The sequence below is a fragment of the Streptomyces sp. NPDC102259 genome, from assembly GCF_044766465.1.
Lineage (GTDB): Bacteria > Actinomycetota > Actinomycetes > Streptomycetales > Streptomycetaceae > Streptomyces.
In genome coordinates, this window is sequence record NZ_JBIWMA010000018.1 from 37383 (window position 1) to 57272 (window position 19890).

Sequence of the window (19890 nt, forward strand, 5' to 3'; positions counted from 1 at the left end):
TTAGTGGCAGTTGCCCGATTCGGGATATGCCCGGTCATGGCTGGTCATGTGCACCGTCCGGGGTCTGTCAGGATGGAGTCATGGGTCAGCCGGTGGAGCGCGAATCTGGAGAAGAAGCAGTGTCCGAGCTTCCGCCGGGACAGCGACTTCAGCGGGGATGGCCCGTCACGCACTACGGTCCGGTGCCCAAGTTCCGGCCCGAACGCTGGGAGTTCAGGGTCTTCGGCGCCACCGCCGACGGTGAGAAGCGCTGCTGGAACCACGAGGAGTTCACGGCCCTTCCGTACGCGTCCGTCGTGGCCGATCTGCACTGCGTGACGAAGTTCAGCATGCTCGGCGCGGAGTGGGGCGGGATCCCGGCCCGCACGATCCTGCGGAGCGCTCCGCCCGCCCCGAACGTCACCCATGTGATGGTGTGGGCCGAGTACGGCTTCAGCTCGAACCTTCGCCTGTCCGACTTCGCCGCCGAGCGCACGATCTTCGCCACCCACAAGGACGGCGAGCTGCTCACCGCCGAGCACGGCTTCCCGCTGCGGCTGGTCGTTCCGCACCTCTACGCCTGGAAGGGCCCCAAGTGGGTTCGCGGTGTCGAGTACATGACCGCCGACCGCCGTGGCTTCTGGGAGGAGCGCGGCTACCACAACCTCGGCGACCCCTGGAGGGAACAGCGCTACTCGTACCAGGAGGGGCCGGGCGACGGCCCGGAGCTCTGATCCCCCGGTACGGCGTCTCTCCCCGGTCCGGCGTCAGCCGTCCCGGAGTTTCTTCAGCCGCTCCACGTCCGCCGCGTGCCCCTCCTTGCCGCCGGGCGTCTCGATGATCAGCGGTACGCCCGCGGTGGCCGGGTGGGTCATCAGCGCCCGGAACGGGTCCTCGCCGATGTGGCCCGCGCCGATGTTCTCGTGCCGGTCCTTGTGAGCGCCGACCACGTCCTTGGAGTCATTGGCGTGGATCAGCTTCAGCCGGCCCTCGCCGACCGTGTCCACCAGCAGATCGAGGGTCTGGTGCATGCCGGCCGGGCCGGTCAGGTCGTGCCCGGCCGCGAAGATGTGGCAGGTGTCCAGGCAGACGCCCAGCTTGGGATGGGCGTCCAGCGCCTCGAAGTACGGACCGAAGTCCCAGGTCCGGGAGCAGAGCGAGGCGCCCTGTCCGGCGGTGGACTCGAGCAGCAGGAACGGGTCCTCGTCGTGGGTCAGCTCGTCCAGCAGCGGCAGCAGGTACTCACGCACCTGCTTCAGCGCCACGGACCGGTCCCGCCCGCCCGTCGCGCTCCCCGTGTGCACGACCACGCCCAGCGCGCCGATCTCCCGGCCGCGACGCAGTGAGTGCCGCATCGACTCCACCGACCGCTCGGCCGTGGCCTCGGTGTGCGAGCCGAAGTTGATCAGGTACGGAGCGTGGACGTACGCCGGGACCGACCGCGCCGCGCACGCCTCCCGGAAGGCCTCGTCCTGCCGCGGGTTGCCGACGGGAGTGGCCCAGCCGCGCGGGTTCGCGACGAAGACCTGGACCGTCTCGGCGTCGAGGTCGTGCGCGTAGGACATGCCCACGTCGTGCAGACCGCCGGCCACGGGGACGTGACCGCCGACGGGGTTGCGGGAGGGGAAGGGGGCTGGAGAACTCACCGGTTCAGGGTGTCATGCCCCGGGCGCCGTCCCGGCACCGCCCGGTCACCGGATGGTGATCGTGATCGTCGAACCCTTGGGCGCCGTGTCGCCGGCGTCCACGGACTGGCTCTTCACGGTGTCGCCGAAGATCCCGAGCAGCCCCCGGTCCTCTTCGACCTCGAACCCGGACTGCTTCAGGAGCGACTTGGCGTCGTCGACGCTCGCGCCGACCACGTCCGGGACCTCGACCATCTCCGGCCCCTTGGACACCGTCAGCGTCACCGTGTCGCCCTCGGCGGCCTCGCTGCCCTCCTCCGGGGTCTGCGTCGCGACCAGGCCCTTGTCGAACTCGGAGTTGACCTGCCCGGTGGCGACCTTCACCTTCAGGCCGGCCTCCTCCAGCTCGGCCTTGGCGTCGTCCAGGGCGTCGCCGGTGACGTCCGGGATGTCGACCGGGCTGCCCTTGCTGACCACGATCGAGACCGCGGTGCCCGCGCGGCGCTTCGTGCCCGCCTCCGGGTCGGTGCTGATCACGAAGCCCTTGATGACGTCGTCGCTGAACTCCTGGGTCACCAGACCCGGCTCCAGGCCGTCCGTCTTCAGCAGCTCCTCGGCCTTGTCCAGCCGGGAGCCCTCCACATCCGGCACCTTCACGATCTCCGGGCCGTCGGAGACGGTGAGCGTCACGGAGTCGTGCTTGCGGATCCGGGCGCCCGGATCGGGGTCGGTGTCCATGACGGTGCCGCGCTTCACGGTGTCGCTGTTCTGGTGCCGCACCTTGCCGACCTCGAGACCGGCGGCCTCCAGTCGTGTCCTGGCCTCCGCCTCCTTCTGCGTCAGCACGGCGGGGACCTTGGTGAACTGGCCGGAGTTGATGTACCAGACGCCGGCTCCCACGCCGAACACCAGCAGGACGGCGGCGATGAGCGCGAGCACCCCGCGCCGGGGCCGCGCGGAACGGCGCCGGGGCGGCAGGGGCGGCCCGCTCTGGAAGCGCGAGGTGCGGTTGAGCGGGTCCTCGCCGTCGGCCGGATCGTCGTCGTTGACGGGGAGCGGACGGGGCACGGTGAGCGAGCGCGGGATCACGCTCGTGCGGTCCTCGGCGTTGTCGTGTCCCGCGGAGACGGCCTGCGGCGGCAGCGCGTCCAGCTGGTCCACGCTGAGCGGAGCGCGCGCCTCCCGCACCTGCCCGAGCAGTGCCACGGCGTCGTACGGCCGGACGTCGGGGGTGCGGGCGGTGGCCGACGCCACGAGCTCGTCCAGCTCGAACGGCAGCCCGGGAACGAGGGCGGACGGCGGCGGAACGTCCTCGTGGAGGTGCTTGTAGAGCACGATCGCGGGGGAGTCGCCGTCGTGGGGCTTCTCACCGGTGAGCATCTCGTAGAGGACCACCCCGCACGCGTACACGTCGACCCGGGGGTCGGCGGCGCCGGGCTGCTCGATCTGCTCGGGAGCGAGATAGGCGACGGTGCCGAGCACGGCTCCCGTGGTGGTGGTCACGGTGTCGACGGAGCGCACCAGTCCGAAGTCCGCGACCTTGACCCGCCCGTCATCCCCTATGAGCACGTTCTCGGGCTTCATGTCCCGGTGCACGAACCCGGCCCGGTGCGCGGCGCCGAGCGCGGCCAGCACGGGCTCCAGGATGTCGAGCGCGGCCCGGGGCTGGAGCGCCCCGCGCTCCCGCAGCACATCACGCAGCGTGCACCCGGCGATGTACTCCATGGCCAGATAGACGTACGACCCGTCGGCGCCCTGGTCGAACACCTGAACGACATTCGGGTGGGCGAGCCGGGCGACGGACTTGGCCTCCCGGATGAACCGCTCGACGAACGCCCCGTCGGCGGCGAGCGCCGGGTGCATCACCTTGAGCGCGAGCACGCGGTCCAGGCGGGTGTCCACGGCCCGGTAGACCGTGGCCATCCCGCCGACCGCGATCCGCGCCTCTACGCGATACCGGCCGTCGAGCAGCTGCCCGACCAGAGGGTCCTGAAGGGTCGTGTCCACGCAGGTGAGTGTACGAGCCGCCGCTGACACCTCCGCCGGTTCCACCGCGATCGCAGCGCTACTGGAGCCGACCTGTGACGCAACCCACGGGTCCCGCGACTCGCGTATCCGGAGACCGGACAGTAGCCGAGCGGCGGTCAGAACGCGGGGCGCTCGGGGTCCAGCATGGCCCGGCCCTCCACGGGCGAGGACGCCTCCGCGAAGTAGCGGGGCGGGATCCGTCCGGCCAGCCGGGCCAGCCTTCCCGCCTCGACGCCGGCCCGCATGGCCGACGCCATCCGCTCGGGTTCCCGCGCCCGCGTCACCGCCGACGCCAGCATCACCGCCGCGCACCCCAGCTCCATCGCCAGCGCCACGTCCGACGCGGTGCCCGCACCCGCGTCGAGAATCACCGGCACGCGCGCGTGCTCGACGATCAGCTGGAAGTTGTGCGGGTTGCGGATGCCCAGACCGGAGCCGATCGGAGAGCCCAGCGGCATCACCGCCGCGCACCCCACGTCCTCCAGCTTCCTGGCCAGCACCGGATCGTCGTTCGTGTACGGCAGCACGGTGAACCCGTCGTCCACCAGCGTCTCCGCCGCCTCCAGCAGCTCGATCGGGTCCGGCAGCAGCGTGCGCTCGTCGGCGATGACCTCCAGCTTGATCAGGTCGGTGCCCAGCGCCTCCCGCGCCAGCCGAGCGGTCAGCACGGCCTCTCCGGCGGTGAAGCACCCCGCCGTGTTCGGCAGCACCCGGACACCGAGCCGCTCCAGCACCGACAGCACGGAACCGTGCACCGAGGGGCCAACCCGGCGCATCGCGACCGTCGTCAGCTCGGTCCCGGACGCCACCAGCGCCCGTTCCAGCACGTCCAGGCTGGGCGCACCCCCCGTACCCATGATCAGACGGGACGAGTAGGACCTGCCGCCGAGGACGAAGGGATCGTCGGCCATGGCTCAGCCTCCCTGGACGGCGGTGAGGACTTCCACCCGGTCACCGTCGCGCAGCGCGGTGGACGGCCACTGCGCGCGCGGGACGACGGTCTCGTTGAGCGCGGCGGCCACCCCGGCCGGCGCCGGCGTCAGGGACCGTACGACGCTGTCGAGCGCCGTACCGGCAGCGAACTCCCGCCGCTCTCCGTTCACCGAGACGTTCACGCGGGCGTTCCCCCGGGCGTCGTCACGGGCGTCATGGGTGTCATGGGCGGCCTGGGTGTTCCTGTGGGCGTTCATGCGGGCTGCTCCGAGAGTGCGGTGGCGCCGAAGCGCCGGGGCGTGAAGGGGCGGGCCTCGTCCGGGAGCTCGCCGGTGGCCAGGGCATGCGCCATCGCGTCACCCGTCACCGGCGTCAGCAGCACGCCGTTGCGGTAGTGCCCGGTGGCCAGCAGCAACCCCGCCAGCTCGGTCGGCCCGAGCAGCGGCGCGTTGTCCGGGGACCCGGGCCGCAACCCCGCGCGCGTCTCCGTGAGCGGCAGCTCGGTGATCCCCGGCACCAGCTCATGGGCGTCGCGCAGCAACTCGTACACGCCCCCGGCCGTCACCGTCGTGTCCCAGCCCAGCTCCTCGCTGGTCGCACCGACGACCAGCTCGCCGTTCTCCCTGGGGACCAGGTAGACCTGGCTGCCGCGCACCACGGCCCGCACGGTCCGGCTCAGGAACGGCGCGTACCGCGGCGGCACGGTCAGCCGCAGCACCTGGCCCTTCACCGGCCGTACGGGAGGCAGCACGTCCTGCGGCACCCCCGCGAGCCGTCCGCTCAGGCTGCCGCCGGCGAGCACCACCTGCCCGGCCGCCAGGGCCGTACCGTCCCCCGTGACGACCCCCGTGGCGCGCCCGCCCACGACGGACAGCCGCTCGGCGCGCACCCGATGGAAGGCCACCCCGGCCCGCTCGCACGCGGCCACCAGCGCCCCGGTCAGCCGTCGCGGATCGATCTGGTGGTCGCCGTCGACCCGCAGCCCACCGCGCACCCCGGGCGCCAGCAGCGGCTCCAGGCGGCGGCACTCGCGCCCGGACAGCCACTCCGACTCCAGCCCCGACTGCCGCTGAAGGGCGTGCAGTTCGCGCAGATGGGCGCGGTCGTCGGAGTCCAGCGCCACCGCGAGCGTGCCGCAGCGCCGGTAGCCGAGGTCGCGCCCGGTCAGCTCCGTCAGCTCGGCCGCGAAGTCCGGATAACGGCGGGCGGAGGCCAGGTTGAGGCCGAGCAGGGTCTGCTCGCCGTGGTGCAGTTCCGTGACGGCGGCCAGCATCCCGGCCGCCACCTGGGCGGCCCCGCCGCCCGGCGCCGGGTCGACCACCGCCGTGCCGAAGCCGCGCTGCGCGGCCCGCCAGGCCGTGACCAGGCCGATGATCCCGCCCCCGATGACGAGGACGTCTGACGTACGTGGAGACGACATGGGCGTCCAGCCCCTCCCTTCGCCGGCATGACCCGGATCAGGTTCGACGGTCGGAGGCCGCCAGCCTCCCTCTCAGCCCGGTGCGTCCGGACTCCCGCGTGTGCTCTAGGTTGGCCACCCTAGCCCGTGGTCCGGCGCGTCTGTAAGGGAGCCTTTCGTCATGCCCCGCTCGTTGGACGGCCTCGTCCTCGCGCCCGTCGCCGACCAGGCCCCGGGCCAGGTCGGCACCCGCACCCGCTTCACGTACCACGAGAGCGGCGGCGAGATCTGGGCGGAGTACGCGGGCGGCGACGTCGTACGCGGGCATCTGGTGGGTACCCGAGAAGGGGACCGGCTCGACTTCCGGTACGTACAGCTCAAGCATGACGGGACGACGTCCTCGGGCCACTGCGTCTCGACGGTCGTGGAGCTGGCGGACGGACGGGTGCGGCTCGAGGAGACCTGGGCGTGGGAGTCGCAGAAGGGCAGCGGCACCAGCGTTGTGGAGCAGGTCACGGCGCACGAGCACTGACTGACGATTCGTCAGCCGCCTAAGGTGATCAGGTGAGTGAGCAGAGGCAGGAAGAAGGCGGCCCCTCCGGGCGGCGCGTGGTGGTCGTCGGCGCGGGCATGGCGGGGGTGCAGACCGCCGTCGCGCTGCGGGAACAGGGCTTCGACGGCACGGTGACGCTGATCGGCGCGGAGCCCCACCAGCCCTACGACCGGCCCCCGCTGTCCAAGGCCGTCCTGCTCGGCAACGCCGAGGGCTCCGCCTTCGACGTCGACTTCGAGGGCCTCGGCATCGAGCTGGTGCTCGGCCGCGAGGTCAGCGGCCTTCGCCCGGCCGACCACGAGCTGGACACCGAGGCCGGGCCCGTCCCGTACGACGTCCTCGTCCTCGCCACCGGCGCCGAACCGATCCGGCTGCCCGGCGCCGAGGGCGTGCCCGGCGTGCATCTGCTGCGCACCCTGGACGACGCCGAACGGCTGCGGCCCGTACTCGCCCGGCAGCACGACGTCGTGGTCGTCGGGGCCGGCTGGATCGGCGCCGAGTTCGCCACGGCCGCGCGGGAGGCCGGCTGCGCGGTCACCGTCGTCGAGGCCGCCGACCGGCCGCTGGCCGGGGCCCTGCCCGCCGAGGTCGCCGCCCCGATGGCCGCCTGGTACGCCGACAGCGGCATCGATCTGCGCACCCACGCGCGCGTGGAGCGCGTCGAGCCCGGCGCGGTCGTCCTGGACGACGGCTCCCGGCTGCCCGCGGGCGCGGTCGTGGTGGGCATCGGCGCCCGCCCCGCCACCGCCTGGCTGGCCGGCTCCGGCGTCGCGCTCGGCGCCCACCGCGAGGTCGTCGCCGACGCCCAGCTGCGGACCTCCGTGCCGGATGTGTACGCGGTCGGCGACTGCGCGTCCTTCCCCTCGGGGCGGTACGGCGAGCGGCTCCTCGTCCATCACTGGGACAACGCCCTCCAGGGGCCGCGCACGGTCGCGGCGAACATCGTCGGCGCCGCCACCGACGAACCCCTGGCCGTCTACGACCCGGTCCCGTACTTCTGGTCCGAGCAGTTCGGCCGCTTCGTCCAGTACGCCGGGCACCACGCCGACGCCGACCGCGTCCTGTGGCGCGGCGACCCGTCGGGGCCGGCCTGGTCGGTGTGCTGGCTGCGCGAGGACCGGCTGGTCGCCCTGCTGGCCGTGGGCCGGGCGCGCGACCTCGCCCAGGGCAAGCGGCTGATCCAGGCGGGCACGCCCATGAATCCGCGGCTGCTCGCGGACCCGGCGAGGCCGATGAAGGCGGCGACGGCCGCGGCCTGAGCGCCTGGTCGGACCGGCTCGGTTTCCGACTGTCAGCGGCAGATGGCAGGCTTGTTCCCGTGACCGAGATTGACGCAAAGACCGATGCTCTCGTCCCCGCCTGGCTCACCGTGCCCGACATCGCGGAGATGCTCGATATCGACGTGATCCGCGTCCGGCAGCTGATCAAGGACGGCCAGCTCATCGCCGTACGCCGGGGAGAGAACCGTGCCCTGCACATCCCCGCCGCCTTCATCGACGAGGACAAGGTGGTGAAGGGCCTGGTCGGGACCCTGACCCTGCTGCGGGACGACGGCTTCAAGGACGAAGAGATGCTCGAGTGGCTCTTCACCCCCGACCCGAGCCTGCCCGGCACGCCCGCGCAGGCCCTGAGCGAGAATCGCGGCACGGAGGTGAAGCGCCGCGCCCAGGCGCTCGCCGTCTGAACCGCGTACTGGAACCGACACATCCGGCGTACGGGGGCGCTCGCTCCCGTACGCCGCCGCCCCGGGGGGACCCTCGTATGCCCGACACCGCCCGCACCGGCCTGGCCGGCGCGCTGCTGTACCTCTGCACGGACGCCCGTACCCGCCAGGGCGACCTCCCGGAGTTCCTGGACGCGGTCCTCGCGGGCGGCGTCGACATCGTCCAGTTGCGTGACAAGGGCATCGAGGCGGCCGAGGAGCTGGAGCGCCTCGAGGTGTTCGCCGACGCCTGCGCCCGGCACGGCCGGCTGCTCGCGGTCAACGACCGCGCGGACGTCGCGCACGCGGCCACCGCCGACGTGCTCCATCTCGGACAGGGCGACCTGCCGGTCCCCGCGGCCCGCGCGATCCTCGGCGAGGACGTCCTCATCGGCCGCTCCACGCACACGGCGGCGGAGGCCGAGGCCGCCGCCGTCCAGGACGGGGTCGACTACTTCTGCACCGGCCCGTGCTGGCCCACCCCCACCAAGCCCGGCCGGCCCGCCCCCGGCCTCGACCTGGTCCGGCACACGGCCGCCCTGGGCGCCGACCGCCCGTGGTTCGCCATCGGCGGCATCGACCTCGGGAACCTGGACGAGGTGCTGGCGGCGGGCGCCCGCCGGGTCGTCGTCGTCCGGGCGATCACGGACGCGGACGACCCGGGTGCCGCGGCGGCGGAGTTCGCGAAGCGGCTGCGCGAGGTGTGACGTCCAAGGGGTGGACAACAAGTCGACAATCCGGGCAAATTTCCCACATCCGGTTGGGGGACCGCCCGCCCCTGACTAACCTGCGGGTATGGCCCTAGGAACCGCATCCACCAGGACGGACCGCGCGCGCACCGTGCGCGACATCCTGGCGACCGGCAAGACGACGTACTCGTTCGAGTTCTACGCGCCGAAGACGCCCAAGGGTGAGCGGAGCCTGTGGAACGCGCTGCGCAGGGTCGAGGCCGTCGCCCCCGACTTCGTCTCGGTGACGTACGGCGCCGGCGGCTCCACCCGGGCCACGACGGTCAGGGAGACCCAGCAGATCGTCGTCGACACCACCCTCACGCCGGTCGCGCACCTCACCGCCGTGGACCACTCCATCGCCGAGCTGCGCAACATCATCGGCCAGTACGCCGACGCCGGGATCCGCAACATGCTCGCCGTGCGCGGCGACCCGCCCGGCGACCCCATGGGCGCGTGGGTGCCGCACCCCAAGGGTCTGACGTACGCCGCCGAACTCGTCCAGCTCATCAAGGAGTCGGGCGACTTCTGCGTGGGTGTCGCCGCCTTCCCCGAGATGCACCCGCGCTCCGACGACTGGGACACGGACGTCGCGCACTTCGTCGACAAGTGCCGGGCAGGCGCCGACTACGCCATCACGCAGATGTTCTTCGAGCCCGAGTCCTATCTGCGGCTGCGCGACCGGGTCGCGGCGGCCGGTTGTGTGACTCCGGTCATCCCCGAGGTGCTCCCGGTGACGAGTGTGAAGATGCTGGAGAGCCTGCCCAGGCTCAGCAACGCCCACTTCCCGGCCGCCCTGAAAGAGCGGATCCTCACAGCCAAAGACGATCCGGCCGCTGTACGCTCCATTGGCATCGACTTCGCCACGGAGTTCTGCGCACGGCTGCTGGCCGAGGGAGTGCCCGGACTGCACTTCATCACGCTCAACAGCTCCACGGCGACGCTGGAAATCTACGAGAACCTGGGCCTGCACCATCCGCCGCAGGCCTAGACCGGTCGCATCCAGATACGACACACTGCGTAGCGGCCACTGGGAGAGGGGCGTACATGGGCTGGACGGTCCTCTACATCGCGTTCGGCATCGTCGCGCTGTGGCTGCTCGGCGAGGTGCTGCTGCAGTACAAGGCGCGGCTGCGCTTTCGACTGCTGGCCTTCGTCGGCTTCCTCGGCGTCGTCCTCGGTGTCCTGATCCCGTCGGTCATCGTCATCGCGCTGGGCGCGGCCGCCTTCGCGGTCGGCCAGACGTACGTCACGCTCTCGTTCCGGCGCGGCTTCGCCGAGGGCTGGGCCTTCCGGCGCGGGGACGCGGACCCGGACGATGAGGGCGCGGCCGCCCCCAAGCGCCGCCGCGGCAAGGCCGAGCGCAAGGACCCGTCGCTCGAGGTCTCCGGCCTCGAGGCGGGCGAGGCCGGCTTCGGCTCCGAACCGCAGTACGGCGGCGACGACGTGGCGTTCGGCCAGGACACGAACACCTTCGGCGACAAGAGCGCCTTCGGTGAGGACGACTACGACCGCGACGACGTCTTCACGCCCGCGGCCCGCACCGCCGACCCCTCGGCCGCCGAGACCACGTCCGTGTACGAGCCGCAGCCCCTGCCCGACGACACCGGCTCCTACGGCATATACAGCGACACCGCCTACGCGGCCGCGACCGGCCAGGACCAGTCTCAGGGCCAGCCCCAGGACCAGTACGCGACGGCCGCCCAGGGCGCGGACCAGAACTACGGGTACGACACGTACTCCGGCTACCACCAGCAGCAGTACGGGTACGACGCCAACGGCGAGCAGCAGTACGCCGCCTACTCCGACCCGTACATCGGCACCCAGACCTACGGCGGCGGCTCCTACGACGCCGGTTACGGCCAGCAGCAGTACGGACAACAGGGCTACGGCCAGGAGCAGTACGGCGCCGGCGGCTACGGGGAGACCCCGGCCGGCGGCGTCTGGGTCCCGCAGCAGCGCAGCACGGACGACCCGCTGGGCGGCGAACTCCCGCCCGAGCAGCAGTACCCGTACCAGGGCGACGGGCAGCAGCAGGGGCACGGCCAGGGCAACGGCTACGACGAGCAGTATCGGTTCTGACGGCCGCGTCCTCCCGGGCACCGCCCTCGTCGCAGGCGCCGGGAGCCCCGGACGCTCACTGCGAGCCCCGGAACCGCGGGCCCTCCACGATCAGCCCGGACACCAGCGCGCCCGACATGCCCGCGTGGGGCAGTCCGCCGCCCGGATGGGACCAGCCGCCGACGGTGAACAGACCTTGCACAGCCGTGGAGTTGGCGGGATGCAGCAGCCGCCCCCCGGCTGCGGCCAGCGCCGGCGCCGGGACCGCCCCGCCCGCAGCGCCGGTCTCCCGCGCGATGTCGGCGGGGGTGCGCACCTCGCGCCACAGGACGCGGTCGCGCAGACCGGGGACGGCCCGCTCGGCGACCGCGACCAGCGCGTCCACGTGCTCCTCGCGCGTCTTCGCGCCCGCGGGGACCACCGCACCGAGCGTGACCGCCTCATGGTCGCCGTCCGGGACCAGGGCCGGGTCGTCGGGCCGCAGGACCGTCACCGTCGGCCGCGCGGGCACTGACGGCGTCGCACCGAAGAGGCTCTCCAACTCGCCGTCGCGGTCCACCGTGTGCACCACCGTGCGGTGCGCGGTCCCCTCCGGCCGCGCGCCGCGCAGCGCGAGCAGGACGGTCAGCCGGCTCGGCAGGCCCTGCTGGGGGGCCACCTCGCCGTCCGCGCGGGCGGGCAGACCGCCGACGCTGCCGGGAGCGACCACGAAGTCCGCCTCCCGCACCGCGCCTCCCCCAGAGCCGAAAGCCTGGGCGGTGCCCCCAGCGAGTTCCACACCCACCGCCCGGCCGTCCTTCTCCAGGATCCGGGTGACCTCGGCGCCGAACACGAACTCCACCCGGCGGGCCAGACACCGCTCGTAGACCGCGCGGGCCAGCTCCCGCATCCCCCCGCGCACGTACCAGGTGCCGAAGGCGTGCTCCATGTACGGCAGCACGGCCGCGCTCGCCGGGGTGACCCGCGGGTCCAGGCCGTACGCGAGCGCGTGGCCCTCGAGCAGCGCGGTGAGTCGGGGGTCACGCAGCTCCCAGGCGCCGACCTCGGCGAGGGTGCCCGCCCGGCGGGTGCGCAGCAGGCGCTTGTGCGGGACCGCCGGGTAGGGCTCGCGGGCGGCCAGCACCGACCAGTCGTCCCAGAGGGGCTCCTCCAGAAGCGGTCGGCGGGTGCGGTCCCAGGCCTCGCGGGCCCGGACCAGGAAGTCGCCCCAGCGCTGTCCGGCGGGCGCGCCGAGCGCCTCGTCCAGCGCCGTGACGACCCCCGCGCGCGAGGCGTTCGGCAGCGCCACCTCGGTGCCGTCCGCGAAGACGTGCCGGGCGGACGGATCGACCTGGACCAGCTCGACGCAGGCCTCCAGCGGCTCCTTGCCGGTCTTGACGAAGAGGTCGCGGTAGACGGCGGGCAGGGGCAGCAGACCGGGCCCGGTGTCGAAACCGAACCCGTCCCGCTCGAAGCGGCGCACCGCTCCGCCGTACGTCTGCGTACGCTCGTACACCGTCACCCGGTGGCCCGCGACGGCCAGCCGGGCGGCCGCCGCCAACGCGCCCGTCCCGGCGCCGATCACCGCAATCCCTGCCATGCCCGCGACTTTATCGGCCGCCACCGACAGTCACGCCGTCAGCCCGGTGGCGGTGGCCACGGGAGCCGGGCCAGCCGGCGTTCCTCCCGGCGCTGCGCCCTGCGCCGCAGGAACCGGCGGATCCGTGAGACGAGGAAGAGGAGGACCGTCAGGCCGGCGAGCAGGAGGGCCCCCGCGACGACCGAGGCGGCCACCGGATGGAATATCGCGAACGTCACGATCCCGGCGACCCCGAGATCCTCGGCCAGGCTCACGATCACGTTGCTGAACGGCTCCGGCGAGGAGTTCACCGCCATCCGGGTGCCGGCCTTGACGGCGTGGCTGGCCAGCGCCGTCGAACCGCCCAGGAGGCCGGCCGCCGCGTCGGAGAGCGAACCGCTCTGCCCGGCGAGCACCGCCCCGATCCAGGCCCCCGCCGTCGGCCGGACGACCGTGTGCACGGTGTCCCACGCGGAGTCCACGTACGGGATCTTGTCGGCGACCGCCTCGCACAGGAACAGGAAACCCGCGGCGATGAGCACCTCGGGACGCTGGAGCGTCTCGGGGACGTCGTCGCTCAGGCCGGTCGCGCCGAACACGCCGAGCAGCAGCACCACCGCGTAGGCGTTGATGCCGCTGGCCCAGCCGCTGGTGAACACGAGGGGGAGTACGGACACGGACGCGATCGTAACCAGTCGGCCGCGCGGCGTCCTGAGGTTGAGTGCGCAGAGCTGAGTACGCGTACCTAGTGAGTGAGTTGAGTACGCGCGCGGATGGGGGCGGACCTGCGCGAACGAGACAGTGGTGGCACGGAAAGAGGCGCGGCTCCGGCACCGGCGACACGGGGCGCCGGAACGGAGCGGCCCTCGATCCGCTCCTTCCGCCGGCCGGTTCGGCGGGAGCGAGGCGCGGGGGGCACCCCGGGGGAACGACCGAACGGGGGAACGACGGGGGAGGGAACGGGGGAACGAGGGGAACGGGGGAGCACGAGGAAGCGCCGGTTCGAGGCGGCCCACGGGGGACGTGGCCATCGCGGACCGGCGCTTTCGTGTGCCCACGCGCGTGTCAGCGGCGCGGCGCGGTGCCGCACACGCGCGTGCGGCGCCTACCGGCGACCGCTCACCCGCCCCTGGAGCAGCCGGGACAGCGCCGAGTGGACGTCGTCCAGGGAACGCTCGGGCTGGAAGGCCTGCCAGTCCAGCGCGGCCACCAGCACCATGCCCACCAGGGCGGCCGCCGTCAGCTGGACATCGATCTCCTCGCTGAACTCGCCGTTCTCGACGCCCTCGCGCAGCACCCCCTCGACGACGGCCACCACCTCCTGCCGGACCACCATGAGGGTGGACTGCCAGGCCCGGTTGGTACGCCACAGTTCGGCCACGTAGAGCTGGGTGAAGGACGGGTAGCGGTCGATGAAGACGAGGCCCGCGTGGACCATCGCGTCCAGGGCGTCGACCTTGCTGCCGCCTTCCCGCGCGGTCCGCTCGGCCGCCTCCCGCAGCGAGGCGGCGAGGAGGCCCACGCCGTGCCTGAGCAGCTCCTCGAAGAGAACCGACTTGCTCGCGAAGTTGTAGTAGACCGTGCCCTTCGCGACACCGGCCCGTTCAGCGATCTCGTCCACTGTCGTCGCGGAGAAGCCCTGCTCGGCGATGAGGGTGACGGCCGCCTCGTAGAGCTTCTGCCGGGTGGTCTCGCGGCGGGTGCGGCCGCCCGGGGTGGTGCTGCTTTCCATGGTCCTGATTGTCACAGGAACCTGGCCCGCCGGACGCCGGATGCTCACAGGCTCAGCTCCGGGTGCAGCCGGTCCAGAGTCCACACCTGGCGGCGGCGCGCCGACAGGGCGGTCAGCGCGAGGGCGCCCGCGGTGAAGGCGACGAGCACCACGCACGCGTGCCACACCGGTCCCAGGCCGCCGCCCGTGATGAGCCTCCTGAGCGCCTCGACGACGTAGCTCATCGGCAGGTAGGGGTGGATCGCGTTGAAGAAGCCCGGGCTGGTCTGCACGGGATAGGTGCCGCCCGCCGACGTCAACTGCAACATGAGCAGCGCCAGTACGAGGATCCGGCCCGCTGCCCCGAAGCGCGCGTTGAGCCACTGCACGAGGGCCGCGAAGCACGCCGTCACCAGGAACAGGAAGCCCACCGTGCCGACCGCCCGCGCCATCTCCAGGCCGATGGCCCAGTGCAGCACGGCCATCAGCGCCGTCGTCTGGAGCACTCCGATCGCGACCACCGGCAGCCAGCCCGCCAGCGCGATCCGCCACGCCGGGGCGCCCGCGGCGAGGGCTCGCCGGTTCATCGGCGCGATCAGCATGTACGCCACCATCGCGCCCACCCACAGTGACAGCGGGATGAAGTACGGGGCGAAACCGGTGCCGTAGTTGGGTGCCTTGTGCAGGTCCTGGGAGGCGAGCTGTACCGGGTCGGCCATGACGGCGGTGCGCGCGTCGCGCTGCTGCGCGTCGTAGTCGGGGATCTGCTCGGCGCCGTCGTGCAGGCCGTCGGCGAGCTTTCCGGAGCCGTCGGAGAGCTTGAAGATGCCGCCGTTGAGGTCCTGGGCGCCCGTCTCGAGCTTGGTGACGCCCTCGTCGAGGTCGACCGACCCCGTCTTGGCCGTGCCGAGTCCGGTGTGCAGCTTCTTGGCGCCCTTGGCGACCTTCGCGGCGCCCGTGTTGAGTGCGTTGACCTTGGTCACGGCGTCGTCGAGGTCCTCGGAGAGGTGCGGGGCGCTGTCGGCGAGCGACTGCGCCTGCTTCTGGAGCGCGGCGAGGTTCGTGCGGAGCGTCTTCAGGTCGCCGTCCTGGTCGGCGATCAGCGTGTTGAGGTCGTCGGCGACCTTCGCCACGTCGGCGGCCGCGTCCTTGGCCTTCGCCAGGTCGGCGCACGCCGGGTCGGGCAGTACGGCCGTCTCGCAGCGGGCCTTGTGGACGGCGGCGAGGGTGTCCGAGGCCGTGTGGGCGCCCTCGGCGGCGGTCGGCGCCAGCTTCACCAGGGTCGCGAGGTTGTCCCGGACCACCTTCGCCGAGTCGGCGACCAGCTGGGCGGTGTCGCCGATGGTCTTCTCGTTGTCCTTGACGAAGGGCCCCAGCCCGTCGGCGACCCCGTTGACCTTGTCGGCGAGCGTCTGGGTGCCGTCCGCGACCTTCTGCGAGCCGTCCTCCAGGTCGTCGGCGCCCTTGTCGAGCTTCTTCAGGCCCTTCGCCAGCTTGCCGCTGCCGTCCTTGGCGTCGCTCAGCCCGTCGGCGAGGTCCTTGGAGCCCTTCTCGGCCTTCCCGATGCCGCCGGTGAGGTCGTCGGCCCCGTCGGCGGCCTTCGCGGTCTCTCCGTGGATGTCGGTGAAGGAGACGAAGATCTTGTCGAGGAAGGACCGCGAGGTCTTCGTGGACGCGGCCGTGCGCACCTCGCTGAAGACCGTTCGCGAGATCTGCCCGACGATGTAGTTGTTGGCGTCGTTGGTGCGCACCTGGAGGGCGCTCGTCTCGGGCGAGTCGCCCGCGCTGGAGGCGATCCGCCCGCTGAAGTCGGCCGGCATGGTCAGCGACAGGTAGTACCTGCCGTCCTCCACGCCCGCGCGTGCCTCGGCGGCGCTCACCTCGTGCCAGTCGAAGACCTCGCTGTCGCGCAGGCCCTTGGTGATGTCGTCGCCCGCGCTGATCCTCTTCCCGTCGGCGGTGGCCCCCTTGTCGTCGTTCACGAGCGCCACGGGGATGCGGTCGAGGCGGCCGTACGGGTCCCAGAAGGACCACAGATACAGCGCGCCGTACAGCAGGGGCAGCAGCAGGAGCGCGACGAGGGCGGCCCGGGGGAGCTTGCCCCGGCCGAAGCGCCGCAGCTCAAGCGCGGCCAGTCTCGGCGATCGCATCCGTCTTCTCCTCTTCCTGCTCGGTCCCGCTGGACTCGGTGGACTTGCTGGAGTCCGTGGACTCCGTGTGCTTCGTGGACTCGCTGGACTCCGTGGGCTCGGCCGTCTCCCGGGCGGATCCGACGGCGGGCTCGGCGGGGGCCCCGACGGCGTCCTCCTGGGCCGGGGCCTGGACGGCGCCCTCCTGATCGAGCGGGACGGCCTCCGGGCCCGTGACGACCGTGGAGACCGTGACGGCGCCCTCCGGGGCCTCGCCGCACACCGCGAGGACCGTCGTCCCCGCCTCGGCGAGGGACCTGAGCAGCGCCCAGACCTCCGCCCGCTCGGCGTCCGTCAGCTTCAGGTCGATGTCGTCGACACCGAGCAGCCCGGGGCGTCCGATGAGCGCCAGCGCCACGGACAGCCGCAGCGCTTCGAGGCGCTCCAGATCGCGGACGGCGGTCCGTGACCCCTTGGGCAGGGCCTCCAGCTCGAGCCCGGCGGCGGAGAGCGCGGTGTCGATCCGCAGCCCCACCTCGGCCGCCCGCTCCGCGCGTGGTCGCAGCAACTCCCGTACCGGTCCGCCGAACCGCCGCTCCAGCAGCGCGCGTTCGCGCAGGTGCTCCCCGACGGTCAGGGCCGGGTCGAGGTCGGTCACACCGGCGACGTGCGCGAGTGCGCCGACGCGCCGCACGGCGGCCAACTGCTTCGGCAGCCGCGCCCCGCCCACGGTCGCCGTCCCCTCGGTGGCCTTCATCCGCCCGGTGAGGGCGAGCAGCAGGCTGGTCCGGCCGGAGCCGGACGGCCCTTCGACGGCGATCAGCGAGCCCGGCTCCGCGTCGACGCCGACGCCTCGGAACGCCCATCCGCGAGGGCCTCGGAGCCCGAAGCCGTCGGCGGTGACACCGACTCCGTCCACAGGTCCCCCTGGTTGACGACAATTTGAACTGACTGGTCAGTGCAAAAACTAGCCCGAACCTTCGATCGAAGCAAAAGCCCAGGTCAGAACGGATTGTCAGTGGCATACCCCACGATGGGCACATACGGCAGCCCGTATCAGGGCGTGCCGTCACACAGACGACAGGAGGTTCGTCATGGCCACCTACCACGCAGCCGCCGCAAACCGGCGCCGCGCCACCGGCCCTGCCCCCTCACTGAACGGCCCGGCCGGCGACGTGCACCCCGTGTTGCGCCGCACCACGGCTCCGCCCGCCGCCCTCGACCTGCTCGCCCAGGCCCGCGCCGGGCTGGACGAGACGGCTGTCCTCGAAACCCCCAACGAGCGCTACGCCACGGCTCATTTGGCCGCCCTGCGCACCGCGGCGGCCGTGCTCGCCGCCCGGGGTCGCCCGGATCCCTCCCCGCGCCGCCGGGCCCGCATCCGGAGCGCCTGGGAAGTGCTCCCCGAGATAGCGCCCGAACTCACCGAGTGGAGCGCGCTGTTCGCCTCCGGGGCCGCGCGCCGGGCCCGTGCCGAGGCGGGCATCCAGGGCGCGGCCACCCGCCGGGACGCCGACGACCTGATCCGCGACGTGGCGATGTTCCTGCGCCTCGTCGAACGCATGCTGGTGCTCCAGCCGGTGCTCCCGCAGCCGCGCCAGGAGGGGGCCGACCCGGACGGCTCCGGTGCGGGGCGCGACCTGCCGGACGCGGGCTGACATGCGCCGCCGCCGGGGCGCACCACCGTGACCGGGCAAACGCGCCGGAGGCAATAGGGTGGAAGACGCCTGAAGCCTTCCCTCCGCCCGCCCCGCCCCGCCCGCCCACCGGGCCCGGTCGGATCGGGCCGGGGAGGCAGCCCGTTCGCTCCGCCGCGCAAGAGGCGGTGCCGCGCCGAGGAGTCAACTGCCGTGTCGGACCCGATGCGCCCGCCCGTCTCCCACCACAGCCCGCACTCGACGCCGCCACGCTCCGACCCTCCTCGGCCCCGCGCCGCGCTCCGTACGGCCGTGGTCTGGGAGGTCCTCCAGGAGGCCCTCGAGCGCCGGGTCAAGGCGACCGGACGTGAGTCGCTCGACGTCCTCGACACCGGGGGCGGCAGCGGCAACTTCGCCGTGCCCGTCGCCCTCCTCGGGCACCGGGTCACCGTCGTCGACCCCAGCCCCAACGCGCTGTTCGCCCTGGAGCGCCGCACCGCCGAGGCCGGCGTCGCCGACCGGGTGAAGGGCGTCCAGGGCGATGCCCACGGGCTCTTCGACGTGGTCGAGCGGGGCGGCTACGACGCGGTCCTGTGCCACGGCGTCCTGGAGTACGTCGACGACCCGGCCGAGGGCGTCCGCAACGTGGTGGCCGCACTGCGCTCCGAGGGCGTCCTCAGCCTGCTCGCCGCCGGCCTCGGCGGAGCCGTGCTCGCGCGCGCCCTCGCCGGTCGCTTCACGGAGGCCCGGCAGGCCCTCACCGGCCCGGACGGCCGCTGGGGCGAGGGAGACCCGGTGCCGCGCCGCTTCACGACCGAGCAGCTCACGGCGCTGGTCGAGGGCGCGGGCCTGCGGGTCGGGTCGGTGCACGGCGTGCGGGTCTTCGCCGACCTCGTCCCGGGTGTGCTGGTGGACACCGAGCCCGGCGCCCTGGAAGCCCTGCTGAAGCTCGAGGAGGCCGCCGCCGAACTCGCCGCCTTCCACTCCGTGGCGACCCAGCTTCACGTGCTGGGGGAGACGCGGGGGGCCGACGGGACCTGAGCGCCTCCTGAGGTGCACCGCTGATCAGGGCCTTGGCTGCGCATGGAGTACGCCACAGGCCCCCCGTTCGGCCGCAGTGCGCCGTATGATCGAGGGAGACCGCCCGGCATGACGGGTCGGCTCCTGGGGAATGGAATCCTCAGCGGGCCGGGACGTCCATGACGGGCTCCGGTTGGCCAATTGGCGTAGAGGGGCGGGTTTCACGGGGGCGATTCCCTGCCTATCCTGAAGGGACCCCCCGGGTCGCCCCGGCGACTGCACGATGAGGAGGACTCCGTGCCGCTCTCGGAGCACGAGCAGCGCATGCTCGAGCAGATGGAGCGAGCGCTGTACGCCGAAGATCCCAAGTTCGCGTCGGCGCTCGAGGGAAGCGGGCTGCGTACGTACACCCGGCGTCGGGTCTACCAGGCGGTCGCAGGCTTCCTCGTCGGTATCGCGCTCCTCATGGCCGGCATGGTCGCCAAGCAGGTCTGGCTGAGCGTGGTGGGCTTCCTCGTCATGTTGGGCTGCGCGGTTCTCGCCGTGACCGGCTGGCGCAAGGCGCCCAAGCCGGGCGAGCAACCCGCGGCAGCAGCCGCAGGAGCCCCAGGTACCCCGCACGGCCGTGGTCAGGGCCGGCAGAAGCGCTCCATGATGGACCGGATCGAGCAGCGCTGGCAGCGCCGCCGTGACGAGCAGGGCGGTCACTGAAACCGCGGCAACACCCCCATGCGAAGAAACGTTGAGGGGGCGACCACCCGGCCGGGTGGTGGGCCCCGCAAACGTGTGCCGGCACAGCCCCGCGCGTCCCCCGCCCAGGCCGAACT

Annotated in this window: 20 protein-coding genes and 1 riboswitch; of the genes, 10 read left to right on the top strand and 10 right to left on the bottom strand. The window is 72.8% G+C overall.

Translation table 11 applies throughout. The features are described 5' to 3' along the window. Positions 1-80: 80 nt before the first annotated feature. The gene (locus ACIRPU_RS32235) at positions 81-713 is read left to right on the top strand and encodes a sulfite oxidase-like oxidoreductase (RefSeq protein ID WP_355703263.1); all 633 of its coding nucleotides are present in this window, start codon (positions 81-83) and stop codon (positions 711-713) included. A 33-nt stretch (positions 714-746) separates the two neighbouring features. On the opposite strand, the gene ACIRPU_RS32240 is transcribed toward ACIRPU_RS32235, so the two are convergent. From ACIRPU_RS32240 to thiO, 5 genes are all read right to left on the bottom strand, one after another. Then, positions 747-1625 carry a deoxyribonuclease IV gene (locus tag ACIRPU_RS32240; protein ID WP_403873646.1) on the bottom strand — a complete coding sequence of 293 codons (879 nt, stop codon included), beginning with the start codon at positions 1623-1625 and terminating at the stop codon, positions 747-749. Between the two features lie 45 nt (positions 1626-1670). Next, complete coding sequence (gene pknB, locus ACIRPU_RS32245) at positions 1671-3611, bottom strand: Stk1 family PASTA domain-containing Ser/Thr kinase (RefSeq protein WP_403873649.1); 1941 nt, start codon at positions 3609-3611, stop codon at positions 1671-1673. A 137-nt stretch (positions 3612-3748) separates the two neighbouring features. Next, the gene (locus ACIRPU_RS32250) at positions 3749-4543 is read right to left on the bottom strand and encodes a thiazole synthase (protein ID WP_403873652.1); all 795 of its coding nucleotides are present in this window, start codon (positions 4541-4543) and stop codon (positions 3749-3751) included. Between the two features lie 3 nt (positions 4544-4546). Then, positions 4547-4747 carry a sulfur carrier protein ThiS gene (thiS, locus tag ACIRPU_RS32255; RefSeq protein WP_403873907.1) on the bottom strand — a complete coding sequence of 67 codons (201 nt, stop codon included), beginning with the start codon at positions 4745-4747 and terminating at the stop codon, positions 4547-4549. 71 nt (positions 4748-4818) lie between these two features. Next, positions 4819-5985, bottom strand: a complete 1167-nt coding sequence (gene thiO / locus ACIRPU_RS32260) for a glycine oxidase ThiO (RefSeq protein WP_355703267.1) — start codon at positions 5983-5985, stop codon at positions 4819-4821. Beyond that, positions 5983-6093, bottom strand: a riboswitch (TPP riboswitch). Its footprint overlaps the gene before it by 3 nt. Before the next feature lie 52 nt (positions 6094-6145). On the opposite strand from thiO, the gene ACIRPU_RS32265 reads away from it, so the two are divergent. From ACIRPU_RS32265 to ACIRPU_RS32290, 6 genes are all read left to right on the top strand, one after another. After that, entirely contained in the window at positions 6146-6496 is a 351-nt protein-coding gene (locus ACIRPU_RS32265; protein ID WP_403873656.1) for a hypothetical protein, read from the top strand. 77 nt (positions 6497-6573) lie between these two features. After that, positions 6574-7776 (top strand): NAD(P)/FAD-dependent oxidoreductase, encoded by a 1203-nt coding sequence (locus ACIRPU_RS32270; RefSeq protein ID WP_403873909.1) that lies wholly within the window; start codon positions 6574-6576, stop codon positions 7774-7776. Positions 7777-7835: 59 nt separating this feature from the next. Continuing rightward, positions 7836-8201: an Rv2175c family DNA-binding protein gene (locus ACIRPU_RS32275; protein WP_403873659.1), complete on the top strand. Its 366-nt coding sequence runs from the start codon at positions 7836-7838 to the stop codon at positions 8199-8201. Between the two features lie 77 nt (positions 8202-8278). Next, the gene (gene thiE, locus ACIRPU_RS32280) at positions 8279-8926 is read left to right on the top strand and encodes a thiamine phosphate synthase (RefSeq protein WP_403873662.1); all 648 of its coding nucleotides are present in this window, start codon (positions 8279-8281) and stop codon (positions 8924-8926) included. 88 nt (positions 8927-9014) lie between these two features. Then, positions 9015-9938 (top strand): methylenetetrahydrofolate reductase [NAD(P)H], encoded by a 924-nt coding sequence (gene metF / locus ACIRPU_RS32285; RefSeq protein WP_403873665.1) that lies wholly within the window; start codon positions 9015-9017, stop codon positions 9936-9938. Positions 9939-9994: 56 nt separating this feature from the next. Beyond that, positions 9995-11029, top strand: coding sequence for a hypothetical protein (locus tag ACIRPU_RS32290; protein ID WP_403873668.1), 1035 nt, complete (start codon positions 9995-9997; stop codon positions 11027-11029). Positions 11030-11084: 55 nt separating this feature from the next. On the opposite strand, the gene ACIRPU_RS32295 is transcribed toward ACIRPU_RS32290, so the two are convergent. From ACIRPU_RS32295 to ACIRPU_RS32315, 5 genes are all read right to left on the bottom strand, one after another. Next, positions 11085-12587: a phytoene desaturase family protein gene (locus ACIRPU_RS32295; RefSeq protein WP_403873671.1), complete on the bottom strand. Its 1503-nt coding sequence runs from the start codon at positions 12585-12587 to the stop codon at positions 11085-11087. 38 nt (positions 12588-12625) lie between these two features. Beyond that, on the bottom strand, positions 12626-13243 hold the full coding sequence (locus ACIRPU_RS32300) for a DUF4126 domain-containing protein (protein ID WP_403873674.1): 618 nt from the start codon (positions 13241-13243) through the stop codon (positions 12626-12628). 428 nt (positions 13244-13671) lie between these two features. After that, positions 13672-14298 carry a TetR/AcrR family transcriptional regulator gene (locus ACIRPU_RS32305; RefSeq protein ID WP_403873677.1) on the bottom strand — a complete coding sequence of 209 codons (627 nt, stop codon included), beginning with the start codon at positions 14296-14298 and terminating at the stop codon, positions 13672-13674. A gap of 44 nt (positions 14299-14342) precedes the next feature. Then, the gene (locus tag ACIRPU_RS32310; RefSeq protein ID WP_403873680.1) at positions 14343-16427 is read right to left on the bottom strand and encodes a YhgE/Pip family protein; all 2085 of its coding nucleotides are present in this window, start codon (positions 16425-16427) and stop codon (positions 14343-14345) included. Then, entirely contained in the window at positions 16399-17325 is a 927-nt protein-coding gene (locus ACIRPU_RS32315; protein ID WP_403873683.1) for an ATP-binding cassette domain-containing protein, read from the bottom strand. Before ACIRPU_RS32315 ends, ACIRPU_RS32310 begins: the two co-directional genes overlap by 29 nt. A 175-nt stretch (positions 17326-17500) precedes the next feature. Here ACIRPU_RS32315 and ACIRPU_RS32320 point away from each other — a divergent pair, with 175 nt between their 5' ends. The 3 genes from ACIRPU_RS32320 to ACIRPU_RS32330 all read left to right on the top strand — a co-directional run bounded on the left by ACIRPU_RS32320 (position 17501) and on the right by ACIRPU_RS32330 (position 19774). Further along, positions 17501-18064 carry an SAV_6107 family HEPN domain-containing protein gene (locus ACIRPU_RS32320; protein WP_403873687.1) on the top strand — a complete coding sequence of 188 codons (564 nt, stop codon included), beginning with the start codon at positions 17501-17503 and terminating at the stop codon, positions 18062-18064. Between the two features lie 192 nt (positions 18065-18256). Then, positions 18257-19084 (top strand): methyltransferase, encoded by an 828-nt coding sequence (locus ACIRPU_RS32325; protein WP_403873690.1) that lies wholly within the window; start codon positions 18257-18259, stop codon positions 19082-19084. Positions 19085-19360: 276 nt separating this feature from the next. Further along, the gene (locus tag ACIRPU_RS32330; protein ID WP_355703280.1) at positions 19361-19774 is read left to right on the top strand and encodes a DUF3040 domain-containing protein; all 414 of its coding nucleotides are present in this window, start codon (positions 19361-19363) and stop codon (positions 19772-19774) included. Positions 19775-19890: the final 116 nt, after the last annotated feature.

Bases quoted from the DNA above. Each gene is read 5' to 3' on its own strand.
- ACIRPU_RS32235 (WP_355703263.1), top strand. From the start codon at position 81: ATGGGTCAGCCGGTGGAGCGCGAATCTGGAGAAGAAGCAGTGTCCGAG.
- ACIRPU_RS32250 (WP_403873652.1), bottom strand. From the start codon at position 4,543: ATGGCCGACGATCCCTTCGTCCTCGGCGGCAGGTCCTACTCGTCCCGT.
- thiO (WP_355703267.1), bottom strand. From the start codon at position 5,985: ATGTCGTCTCCACGTACGTCAGACGTCCTCGTCATCGGGGGCGGGATC.
- ACIRPU_RS32265 (WP_403873656.1), top strand. From the start codon at position 6,146: ATGCCCCGCTCGTTGGACGGCCTCGTCCTCGCGCCCGTCGCCGACCAG.
- thiE (WP_403873662.1), top strand. From the start codon at position 8,279: ATGCCCGACACCGCCCGCACCGGCCTGGCCGGCGCGCTGCTGTACCTC.
- metF (WP_403873665.1), top strand. From the start codon at position 9,015: ATGGCCCTAGGAACCGCATCCACCAGGACGGACCGCGCGCGCACCGTG.
- ACIRPU_RS32290 (WP_403873668.1), top strand. From the start codon at position 9,995: ATGGGCTGGACGGTCCTCTACATCGCGTTCGGCATCGTCGCGCTGTGG.
- ACIRPU_RS32295 (WP_403873671.1), bottom strand. From the start codon at position 12,587: ATGGCAGGGATTGCGGTGATCGGCGCCGGGACGGGCGCGTTGGCGGCG.
- ACIRPU_RS32305 (WP_403873677.1), bottom strand. From the start codon at position 14,298: ATGGAAAGCAGCACCACCCCGGGCGGCCGCACCCGCCGCGAGACCACC.
- ACIRPU_RS32310 (WP_403873680.1), bottom strand. From the start codon at position 16,427: ATGCGATCGCCGAGACTGGCCGCGCTTGAGCTGCGGCGCTTCGGCCGG.
- ACIRPU_RS32320 (WP_403873687.1), top strand. From the start codon at position 17,501: ATGGCCACCTACCACGCAGCCGCCGCAAACCGGCGCCGCGCCACCGGC.